This window comes from Rhizobium sp. BK289, from assembly GCF_014193575.1.
Classification (GTDB): Bacteria; Pseudomonadota; Alphaproteobacteria; order Rhizobiales; family Rhizobiaceae; genus Rhizobium; species Rhizobium tropici_C.
The window spans coordinates 123,207-134,215 of record NZ_JACHZO010000019.1 but is presented as its reverse complement, the minus strand read 5'-3'; the positions used below and the strand labels follow the sequence as shown (position 1 = coordinate 134,215).

Genomic DNA, 11,009 nt, shown 5'->3' with positions numbered 1-11,009 from the left:
CAATCAGCATCGCAGCCAATCCAGGAAACACCAGAGCGAGAGACTTCGTCGCCAGCAGCGCCGCCGCCCTCGTCAGTGATCGGGCTTATAGACCCTACCTCCGAACCAAGTCAACACTCCAGCTGTAAAAATTCTGACATTTTTGTAAGTGATTGAATGGAAAAGAGGATTTGTCAACTCGATCGAAATCTTGGAGATTTTTTCGCCATTGGCCACGATTTCAGGATTCATTTTACACCGCCTGCCGGAATCATCCAGATACGCGCTCGTAACGAGCCACTTGCGCCCTGTTGCAAGCATCGGATCCGCCTCTCATTGCCAGCCGGACACCCAGGACCTAATAGACATCGAGAGATTGAAGGGAGCGGATATGGTGCTTCTCGATAAAAGGCAGGCGCAGGCCGCGCCGACCCGGCAAGTGCAAGCTTTTGCCTATGGATATATGCGGGGCAGGCAGGCGTGACATATAGAGTGCCTTCATTACCTGAGCTGCCGGTCTCGCATGTGCTTGCCGATATCGGCACAGCCCTCGCTAACGAGCGGCGCGCCGTGCTTTCCGCACCACCTGGCGCGGGCAAGACGACGCTGGTGCCGCTTTATCTGCTGGGCGAGGCATGGCGCGGCGATGGCAGGATCATTCTTCTGGAACCGCGACGGCTGGCGGCGAGGGCCGCTGCTGCCCGTATGGCCTCGCTGCTCGGCGAACAAGTGGGTGATACAGTCGGCTACCGCATGCGGCTCGACAACCGCATCTCCGCCAAGACCCGCATCGAGGTGGTGACGGAGGGCGTGTTCGCGCGGATGATCCTCGACGATCCCGAACTCTCCGGCATCTCCACCGTCATCTTCGACGAATTCCACGAGCGCTCGCTGGATGCAGATTTCGGCCTGGCGCTGGCGCTCGACGTTCAGGCAGCCCTGCGAGAGGATCTGCGCATCCTCGTCATGTCGGCAACGCTCGATGTGGAGCGTGTCGCTGCACTCCTCTACCACCCGCCCGTCATCGAAAGTATGGGTCGCAGCTTTCCGATCGATATCCGCCACCAGGATCGGCCAGCGGGAGAGCGGATCGAGGATACGGTGACGCGGGCGATCCTCGATGCGCATGCGCGCGAGCAGGGCTCCATCCTAGCCTTTCTCCCCGGTCAGGCGGAAATCACCCGCACGGTGGAGCGATTGGAAGGGCGATTCTCGCCGGAGACGATGATTGCGCCGCTCTACGGCAATCTCAGCCAGAAGGAGCAGGATGCGGCAATTCGGCCAGCGCCGCGGGGCACGCGCAAGATCGTGCTGGCGACCTCGATTGCCGAAACTTCCATCACCATCGACGGCGTGCGCATCGTCATCGACAGCGGATTGCAGCGCCTGCCCGTTTTCGAGGCTTCCACCGGCATTACGCGGCTCGAGACGGTGCGCGTGTCGCGCGCCTCGGCCGATCAGCGCGCCGGCCGCGCCGGGCGAACCGAACCGGGCATCGCCATCCGCCTATGGCACCCGGGTCAGACGGCGGCGCTTCCAGCCTTTACGCCGCCGCAGATCCTTTCCAGCGATCTCTCAGGCCTGGCGCTCGATCTCGCCCATTGGGGCGTGCAGGATCCGGCAACGCTCGCCTTCGTCGACCAGCCACCTGCAACCACACTTGCCGAGGCGCGGACCTTGCTGCGGCAGCTGGGTGCGCTCGACGCGGAAAACGGGCTGACGGCGCGCGGGCGGCTGATGCGCGAACTCGCCCTGCCTCCGCGCCTGGCGGCGATGGTGATATCGGCTGGCGAATTCGGCCAGGCACGCGAAGCGGCGCTGCTTGCCATGCTGCTGACGGAACAGGGGCTCGGCGGATCGAGCATCGACCTGGAAGACCGGCTGCGGCGCTTCAAGACCGAGAAAGGCGAACGAGCCGAGGCCGCGCGCCGGCTGGCCGGACGCCTTGCTCAGGCTGTCGGTGGCAAAGGCAATTCAACCTCTTCTATTCCCCCGCTCGCCGGTGCGCTGCTGCTGCATGCCTTTCCCGACCGCATCGCCCTGCAGCGCGGTGGGCGGGGACGCTTCGTCATGGCCAATGGGCGCGGCGCGGAATTGCCGGAGACCGAACGGCTTGCCGGTTCGCAGATGCTTGTCATCGCCGACCTGACCGGACGTGCGGCGCAGGCACGCATTCTGGCCGCGGCGGAGATTTCCCGCGCGGATGTCGAAGAGCATTTGCCGGGCGAGATCCGCACCGAAGACCAGAGCTTTTTCGACAAGGCAAGCCGTCAGGTGCGGGCACGGCGGGCGACAAGGCTCGGCGCCATCATCTTCGAGGAAACGCCCCTGCCGCGGCCCACCGGCGAGCAGGCGGCGAAGGCCCTCGCCGAAGGTATTCGCGACCTCGGGATCAGCGTCCTGCCTTTCTCGAAAGAGGCTGCGCAGCTGCGGGAAAGAATCGGCTTCCTGCATCGCACGATCGGCGAACCCTGGCCCGATATGAGCGACGAGGCGCTGCTCACGCGGCTCGACGAATGGTTCACGCCGTTTCAGACCGATGCGCGCGGCCTCTCCGACATCTCCGTCGGCGGCCTTTCCAACGGGCTGATGTCTCTCGTGCCGCATGAACTGCAACGCGATCTCGCCCGGATGGCGCCGACGCATTTCGAAGCGCCGACCGGCCAGCGCCATCCCATACAATATGACGGCGAGGAGCCGCTCTTGACCATTCGCGTCCAGGAGCTGTTCGGACTGAAGCAGCATCCGGCCATCGGCGGCGGCCGGTTGCCGCTGCTGCTTGAATTGACATCGCCGGCGCACCGGCCGATCCAGACGACGCGCGACCTGCCGGGCTTCTGGGCCGGATCCTGGAAGGATGTGCGCGCCGATATGCGCGGGCGCTACCCGAGGCATCCCTGGCCGGAAGACCCGGCCGAGGCCCTGCCGACCACACGCGCCAAACCACGGGGAACCTAACGATGGCACGCTTCTTCCGGGGACTGGAAAAGCTCTCCGAAGCCGAAACGAAGGCGCAGGAGGGCCACCATACGAGCCGACGGCTAAGATTGCAGACGCTGGTGCGCCTGCGCTGGCTTGCCGTCGGCGGCCAGACGGTGACTGTGATGATCGTCGCTTTCTGGCTGAAGTTTCCGATGCCGCTCCTGCCCTGCGGCGTGCTGATCGCCTGCTTGGCTTGGATTAACTTCTTCCTGACGCTGCGCTATCCACCGACGCACCGGCTGGAGCCGCCGGCGGCCTTTGCCCTGCTCAGCCTCGATCTTCTGCAGCTCTGCGGGCTGCTTTTGATCACCGGCGGCCTTGCCAATCCTTTCTCGGCGCTGGTCTGCGTGCCCGTTATCATCTCCTTCGCCTCGCAACCGATCCGCTACAGCATGCCGCTGATCCTGTTGGCGATGATCTGCATTACCGGCCTTGCCTTCTCGCCCTTCCCGCTTCCCTGGTACGAAGGTGTCTCCGTCAACGTGCACAGCGTCATGCAGCTCGGCGTGTGGTGCTCCATTGCCTCTACCATGGCCTTCGCCGCCTTCTATGCCTATCGCGTCTCCATGGAGGCGTCGCAGCTCGCCGATGCGCTCTCGGCGACGGAGCTGGTGCTGCAGCGGGAAAAACACCTGTCGCAGCTCGACGGGCTGGCGGCGGCCGCGGCGCATGAGCTCGGTACACCGCTTGCGACGATCAGCGTCGTCGCCAAGGAGATGGAGCGTGAACTGCGCGAGGATGACCGCTTTCGCGAGGACGTGGCGCTGCTGTGCAGCCAGAGCGAGCGCTGCCGCGATATTCTCAGACGGCTGACGACGCTCTCCTCTGAAGACGAGGCGCATATGCGGCGGCTGACGCTATCCTCGATGATGGAAGAGGTGATCGCGCCGCATCGCGAGTTCGGGATCACGCTGGAACTGATCGAGAAGAGCCCGCGCTCCGGCGAACCTGTTCTGTCACGCAATGCCGGCATCATGTATGGGCTCGGTAACCTCATCGAAAATGCTGTCGACTATGCTCGCAAGACGGTGACCATTACCGTGGAATATACCGTCGACACTCTGACCATCGTCATCGAGGACGACGGCAACGGCTATTCACCCGAAATACTGGCGCGCATCGGCGAACCCTATGTCACATCGCGCCAGCGGGACGATACCGCCGGCGGCCTCGGACTCGGCCTCTTCATCGCCAAGACACTGCTCGAGCGCTCGGGCGCTACCCTTTTCTTCGGCAATCGCGATCCCGAGACACCGGGAGCTCGTGTCCGCGTCGAATGGCCGCGCGTGCTGATCGACAGTAATTCGACAAAATGATTTTCACGGCTTAAAACAGCGGTCGTCAAAATCGGTTGAATATGCAGGCGGATGGTCGCCGGGATAGAAGATAAAAATGACGGAAAAAGAGAGCGCTTCTCCAAACGCCGGAGTGAAGGATGCAGCGGCCCATATCGGCCCGGATGCCACATTGCTGATCGTCGACGACGACGGCCCGTTTCTACGCCGCCTGGCACGCGCGATGGAAACACGCGGCTTTGCAGTCGAGACGGCGGAATCGGTAGCGGAAGGCGTTGCCAGGTCCAAGGCGAACCCGCCCAAATACGCCGTGGTTGACCTCCGGCTGGGTGATGGCACAGGATTGGACGTGATCGAGGCGATCCGTCAGCGGCGCGACGATACGCATATCGTCGTCCTGACAGGTTATGGCAACATCGCGACGGCGGTGACCGCCGTCAAACTCGGCGCGCTCGACTATCTCGCCAAACCTGCCGATGCGGACGACGTCTATGCGGCGCTGACGCAGCGCCCCGGCGAAAAGGCCGAAGTGCCCGAGAACCCGATGTCGGCCGATCGCGTCCGCTGGGAACATATCCAGCGCGTCTATGAAATGTGTGAGCGCAACGTTTCCGAGACGGCCCGCCGCCTCAACATGCATCGCCGCACGCTGCAGCGCATCCTCGCCAAGCGGGCGCCGAAATAGAGCATGCCTTTGCCTCGGGAGAGGGACGCTATAAGCGCGAGCTGCAAAAAGCGCCCGAAACTAAAGCTCCTCGCCCCCCTCATCCGCCCTTCGGGCACCTTCTCCCCGAGGGGAGAAGGCAAAATCCTTGCCCGTTGCCCATTCGGCCAGCATCAGCCGCTGGGCGGCCGCGCGGGAGAAATTCAGCGTCACGGACTTGCGCGTCGCCGGCGGCAGGCGATGCTCCGGCGCCTCGCGCAGCATATGGGCGCCGTAACCATCCGATAGAAACAGTCCGCAATCCTCAGGGAAGATCTCGAGCGGCACGTCTTTGTGTGTCGCGAAGAACATCCGATCGCAATGCTGCCGGTATTCGGGCCATTTGCGGTCGACGCGAAAGTCCTCGATCGACGTCTTGATCTCGATGATCCAGATCTCGCCCTTCTCCGAAAGGCTGATGAGATCTGCGCGGCGACCGCTGGCGAGCGGCAGCTCCGGTAGGACGGCGTGACGCATGTCGTGCAGTAATAGCTGCACACCCTTGCGTACAAGCATGGCCCGTTCCGACTGCCGACCATCTATTAACGGATTGTTATTGTAAACGTTCAAAATCGTCATGAATTGTCTCGTGGACAGGTCAAGCATTGTTGCAAAAAAACCATGTCCTTCTAATTTGCGCGCCGGCCCTATTTTTGTAGGGCCAGAGCAGCTTGCAAAGACTAGTTTAATGGAAAATATACCGTAGACAAAGATGGTAGATAACCATCCGCCCCCCGCCACGAAATTTCGAGAGACTTTCATGCGCATCCGTAATGCTATGACCGCACTCGGCCTTGTCGCAATGCTTGCATCGGCTGGCTATGCCAGCACTGCAGCAGCAGCGCCGGCCGCCACCGCAAATTCGGCTACCGAGACCATCAAGACTTTCGATGGCGACTATGGTGTGACGACCGACAATGGCTTTCAGCTGCCGGCGATCCCGATCCAGAAGGTGAAGCCGCAGTTTCGCCGTCAGATCGTCGAATACAACACGGATGAAGCTGAAGGCACGATCATCGTCAATACGCGCGAGCGTCACCTCTATTACATCCTTGGCAATGGCGAAGCGATGCGTTACGGCATCGGCGTCGGCAAGCAGGGCTTCTCCTGGTCCGGTACTGCATACGTAGCCTGGAAGCAGGAATGGCCGAATTGGCACCCGCCGAAGGAAATGGCTGTTCGCCGTCCGGAAATTGCCAAGTATGTCGAGGGCGGCATGAACCCGGGTCTTTCCAACCCGCTCGGTGCACGCGCCATGTATCTCTATAACGAAAAGGGCCAGGACACGCTGTTCCGTCTGCACGGCACGCCGGAATGGGCTTCGATCGGCACTGCTGCCTCCTCGGGCTGCATCCGCCTGATCAATCAGGACGTGATCGATCTCTACAGCCGCGTTCTTCCGGGCCGCAGCACCAAGGTCGTCGTTATTCAGTAATCACTTGGCATTCGGATTGAAAAAGGCCGCCGGATCGGTATCCGGCGGCCTTTTGTTTGAGGGATTTGGGATCGATCCCAACCATCACACCCGCCCTCGTCCGAGGCTTCGCCTTTGGCTACGCGCTTTTCCGCTGGCCGCAAGAGTCCCTCCACCTCATCCTGAGGTGCCTTGCCGTCAAAACGTCAGCGCAGACGCCAAGGCCTCGAAGGATCGAGGTGGCCTCCGAAGCAAAGACGGAGCTTACCCTGCGTGCTTTGCCTTCAGTTCGATGCGGCGGCGATGCAGGACCGGTTCGGTATAGCCGTTCGGCTGCTGGCGGCCCTTGAGGACGAGATCGAGGGCTGCCTGGAAAGCAACCGAACCGTCGAAATTGCCTGACATGGCGATGTAGTTGGGATCGCCGGCATTCTGCTGATCAACCACGGCCGCCATGCGCTTCATCGTTTCGAGAATCTGCACTTCGGTGATGACCTTGTGGTGCAGCCAGTTGGCCATGTGCTGCGCCGAGATGCGCAGGGTGGCGCGATCTTCCATGAGGCCGACATTGTTGATGTCGGGTACCTTGGAACAACCGACGCCCTGATCCACCCAGCGCACGACATAGCCGAGGATGCCCTGGCTGTTGTTGTCGATTTCGCGCTGGATCTCCTCCGGCGTCCAGTTCGGTCGCGAGGCGACCGGCACGGACAGGATGTCGGAAAGTTTGGCGCGGGCGCGGCTTTTCAGGCTCTTCTGCACGTCGGCGACATTGACGCGGTGGTAATGGGTGGCGTGCAGGGTCGCAGCCGTCGGGGACGGCACCCAAGCGGTGTTGGCGCCGGCCTTCGGGTGAGCGATCTTCTGCTCGAGCATGGCCGCCATCAGATCCGGCATGGCCCACATGCCCTTGCCGATCTGGGCATGGCCGGAAAGGCCGCATTCGAGGCCGATATCGACGTTCCAGTTCTCATAGGCGCCGATCCAGGCCGCCTGCTTCATATCGCCCTTGCGGATCATCGGGCCTGCTTCCATCGAGGTATGGATTTCATCACCGGTGCGATCGAGGAAGCCGGTATTGATGAAGACGACGCGCTCGCGGGCGGCGCGGATGGCTTCCTTGAGGTTGACCGTCGTGCGACGCTCCTCGTCCATGATGCCCATCTTGATGGTATTGCGCGGCATCCCAAGCAGGTCCTCGACGCGCGAGAAGATGTCGACCGCGAAGGCGACCTCTTCAGGGCCGTGCATCTTCGGCTTGACGACATACATAGAGCCGGTGCGCGAATTCTTGCGACGGCCGTTCGGACCGATGTCATAGAGCGCGATCAGGCCGGTGATCGCAGCATCCATGATGCCCTCCGGTACCTCGTTGCCGTCACGGTCGAGAATGGCCGGGTTGGTCATCAGGTGGCCAACATTGCGCACCAGCATCAGCGAACGGCAATGCAGGTCGAAGGTGCTACCATCCGGCGCGGTATAGGCGACATCGGGATTGAGCCGGCGCGTGAAGCTCTTGCCGCCCTTGGCGACTTCCTCGGTCAGGTCGCCCTTCATCAGGCCGAGCCAGTTCCGGTAGACCTCGGCCTTGTCCTCGGCATCGACAGCCGCGATCGAATCCTCGCAGTCCATGATTGTCGTGATTGCCGATTCCAGGCGAACGTCGGAAATATTGGCTGGATCGGCCTTACCGATATCGGTGTTGGCATCGATGACGATTTCGATATGGATCCCGTTGTGCTTTATGAGGATATGCGAAGGCTTGGCAGCATCGCCGAGATAACCGGCGAAATGGCTGCGATCCGCCAACGCCGTGGCGCCGGGCTTCGCCGTAACTGCCAGCACGCCATCCTTCACGGCAAGGCCGGCGACGTCCTTCCAGCTTGCGCCGGTCAACGGGACCGCGGAATCGAGGAAATCGCGAACCCAGGCGATGACCTTCTCGCCGCGCTTGGGATTATAGGTCCTGCCCTTCTCGGCGCCGTCTGTCTCGGGAATAGCATCGGTGCCATAGAGGGCGTCGTAAAGCGATCCCCAACGAGCGTTGGCGGCATTCAGTGCATAGCGGGCATTCATGACGGGAACGACGAGCTGCGGACCGGCGATCTCCGAGATTTCCGGATCGACGTTGGCAGTCGAGATCGTAAAGGCAGGCCCTTCGGGCACGATATAGCCGATGTCGCGCAGGAAAGCCTCATAAGCAGCGAGATCGACGGGCGCGCCGTTCTTGCGATACCAGTCGTCGAGAGCCTCCTGCATGCGGTCTCGCTTGGCGAGGAGCTCGCGATTCTTCGACCCAAGATCGTGGACGATCTTGGAAAAGCCGGCAAAAAAGGTCTCGGCGTCGATACCCGAACCTGGCAGCGCTTCCCTGACGAGGAAATCATAAAGTACCGGTTCGATCTGCAGCCCGTTCTTCTCAATGCGGCTCATGCCAAATACTCCTCAAGGCCATCTTTTGGCTCATTTTTCACATGCTGCCACTTTGCCGATGGTTTCGCTTCCGTCAATTTGGCAATAGTTCGAAAGATTTATGCGCTCCGGGAAATAATCAATTCATGGCGATTCGCGGTCGGCCACTTGCTGTCGCGATGAACCGTGCCTCGATCAGTTTTCGATTACCCTCGACTTCAGGCGCATCCACCTGCTCATCCATCGCCAACACGAGGTCCACCGCGCCATTGAGCCTTGCCTGCGCCATCGCCGCCTCGGCGGCGCGCGAGCGGGCATTGACGAAGCTCCGGTCCTCGTCAGTAAATCGCAGGCTTTCACCGGCTCCGTTCAGCACATAGATACCATCTTCCGGCATGGTGACGAAAACAGTAACGCTGGTGCGCACCTGGCCGACAACGGCGCCGACGGCGTTGGCGACATCCGAATCGGCGGGAATGGCGCTTTCCGTCGCCAGCATTTCCGCGATGGCAGGGTAATAGACCGGGGCGGAAGCGCCGAGCCCAACAAGGGGGCGATCGAGCGAAATGGCGAAGCGGGCGATGCCCGGCGCTCGGCGAAGGGCGCGATCGATGGAGATGGATTTCGCCGGATTCAGATCGGCAACGCCATCCTCGGCGAGGCAGGCGGCAAGAATGACATCCGCGGACTGACGCGTGAGCCGATCGACGATCTTCTGCGCCAGCTCCTCGACGGATGCGGCAATGGCGCGTCCGGAACCGTCCTTCAGCCGCATCGCCAGAGCTAACCCAAGGCGAGCCGCCTCAGCGTTCCACTGGCCCTGCCGGCCGAGCACATGCATTGCATCTGAGGGCGTCAGGCCGCTCAGATGCACAAGGCCGCGCGCCACCAGCCTGTCCAGCGTCGCCTTCTGCGACGTCATCGTCAGAAGCTTGTCGAGCGCCATGGGAGCAGCGCCAATCCGGTCGAACAACGCCTGCTCGGGTGCCGTAAGACCGCTTGCCAGATGATCCGGCACGCCGGTGCGGAGCGCGAAGCGGCCGGCATTGCGAGCGAGATGCGTCGCCCGCAGCTGCTGCTCCAACACCTCAAGCACCGCAGCGCCGTGTATATGAGCGGCGAGGCTCAGAGGCAGCAGGCGGCGGGGGCCGAGTTCGAAAGCGGCGACGAGGCCGCGATCGTTGATCTTCACTTCGGAATCGCCGCCGAGACCATAGGTGCGCATGGCGACGGCCTCAACCATGGTGCGATAGCCTCCGACCACGGCGCCATCGGCATCCAGCCGTGGCCGGCCATCCTCCATGACGGCGACGTCGGTGGTGGTGCCGCCGATATCGGACACAACGGCATCGTCGAGACCGGTGAGATAGCGCGCGCCGACGAGGCTTGCCGCCGGGCCCGACAGGATGGTCTCGATCGGCCGAAGCTTGGCTTCGTCAGCCGAAATCAGGGCGCCATCGCCGCGCACCACCATCATCGGTGCGGAAATGCCGCGCGTCGCCAGGAACCCTTCGCAGGCGCCGACGAGGCGATCGATCATCGATACGAGACGGGCATTCAGCAGCGTCGTCAGGGCGCGGCGCGGCCCGCCCAGCTTCGATGAAAGCTCGTGGCTGCAGGTGACGGGCAGATGCGAGAGTTCGCGGATGCAGTCGCGCACCCTGATTTCATGAGCCGGATTCCGCACAGCGAAATAGCCGGCAACGGCGAAGGACGAGACCGACTTTGCCAGTTCCGGCAATGCGTCACGCAGCGCCGTCAGATCCAGCGGATTTTCATTACCATGCACATTGTGGCCGCCGGGGAGATAGAGCACGGGATCGGACCCCAGCGCTTCCGCAAGACCATCACGCTTGAGATCATCCGGCCCGAAGCCGATCATGATGAGCCCAGCGCGGCCACCCTGCCCTTCGACAAGCGCATTGGTGGCAAGCGTCGTCGACAGCGATACGAGGCCGATGGCCGAAACGGGAATACCGGCCTTGGCGATGACGGCATCGACAGCGCCGGCAATGCCGACGGCCAGATCATGCCGCGTCGTCAGCGATTTCGCCTTGGCGATCACGCCATCGGTTTCATGGAAGAGAACGGCATCGGTGTAGGTTCCACCCGTATCGATGCCGAGCAGGAAGTGAGATGTCACGGCAATATCCAGCTCTTGAATGCACTGCGATGCCGTTATTGCACCCTTCCGGGCCAAGCCGCTAGCTGGCAGGCGGCAAAA

Annotated in this window: 7 protein-coding genes; 4 read left to right on the top strand and 3 right to left on the bottom strand. The window is 62.1% G+C overall.

The genetic code is table 11. The annotated features are described in order from the left end of the window. The first annotated feature begins 471 nt into the window (after positions 1 to 471). From hrpB to FHT84_RS27900, 3 genes are all read left to right on the top strand, one after another. Positions 472 to 2,937, top strand: a complete 2,466-nt coding sequence (gene hrpB, locus FHT84_RS27910) for an ATP-dependent helicase HrpB (RefSeq protein WP_112339933.1) — start codon at positions 472 to 474, stop codon at positions 2,935 to 2,937. Positions 2,938 to 2,939: 2 nt separating this feature from the next. Next, a complete protein-coding gene (locus tag FHT84_RS27905) occupies positions 2,940 to 4,277 on the top strand; it encodes an ActS/PrrB/RegB family redox-sensitive histidine kinase (RefSeq protein WP_183765176.1) in 1,338 nt (445 codons plus the stop codon). Positions 4,278 to 4,353: 76 nt separating this feature from the next. Then, positions 4,354 to 4,941: an ActR/PrrA/RegA family redox response regulator transcription factor gene (locus FHT84_RS27900; protein ID WP_112339931.1), complete on the top strand. Its 588-nt coding sequence runs from the start codon at positions 4,354 to 4,356 to the stop codon at positions 4,939 to 4,941. A gap of 60 nt (positions 4,942 to 5,001) precedes the next feature. On the opposite strand, the gene FHT84_RS27895 is transcribed toward FHT84_RS27900, so the two are convergent. Beyond that, positions 5,002 to 5,538 carry an MmcB family DNA repair protein gene (locus tag FHT84_RS27895; protein WP_113250771.1) on the bottom strand — a complete coding sequence of 179 codons (537 nt, stop codon included), beginning with the start codon at positions 5,536 to 5,538 and terminating at the stop codon, positions 5,002 to 5,004. 181 nt (positions 5,539 to 5,719) lie between these two features. Between FHT84_RS27895 and FHT84_RS27890 the strand changes: the two genes are divergently transcribed. After that, the gene (locus FHT84_RS27890; RefSeq protein ID WP_113250772.1) at positions 5,720 to 6,394 is read left to right on the top strand and encodes a L,D-transpeptidase; all 675 of its coding nucleotides are present in this window, start codon (positions 5,720 to 5,722) and stop codon (positions 6,392 to 6,394) included. A gap of 243 nt (positions 6,395 to 6,637) precedes the next feature. On the opposite strand, the gene FHT84_RS27885 is transcribed toward FHT84_RS27890, so the two are convergent. Then, positions 6,638 to 8,806: a malate synthase G gene (locus FHT84_RS27885; RefSeq protein WP_113250773.1), complete on the bottom strand. Its 2,169-nt coding sequence runs from the start codon at positions 8,804 to 8,806 to the stop codon at positions 6,638 to 6,640. 118 nt (positions 8,807 to 8,924) lie between these two features. Beyond that, positions 8,925 to 10,928, bottom strand: coding sequence for a hydantoinase/oxoprolinase family protein (locus FHT84_RS27880; protein ID WP_113250774.1), 2,004 nt, complete (start codon positions 10,926 to 10,928; stop codon positions 8,925 to 8,927). Between the last annotated feature and the right edge of the window lie 81 nt (positions 10,929 to 11,009).

Coding starts and splice junctions, on each gene's coding strand:
- FHT84_RS27885 (WP_113250773.1), bottom strand. CDS start 8,806: ATGAGCCGCATTGAGAAGAACGGGCTGCAGATCGAACCGGTACTTTAT.
- FHT84_RS27900 (WP_112339931.1), top strand. CDS start 4,354: ATGACGGAAAAAGAGAGCGCTTCTCCAAACGCCGGAGTGAAGGATGCA.
- FHT84_RS27895 (WP_113250771.1), bottom strand. CDS start 5,538: ATGACGATTTTGAACGTTTACAATAACAATCCGTTAATAGATGGTCGG.
- FHT84_RS27890 (WP_113250772.1), top strand. CDS start 5,720: ATGCGCATCCGTAATGCTATGACCGCACTCGGCCTTGTCGCAATGCTT.
- FHT84_RS27905 (WP_183765176.1), top strand. CDS start 2,940: ATGGCACGCTTCTTCCGGGGACTGGAAAAGCTCTCCGAAGCCGAAACG.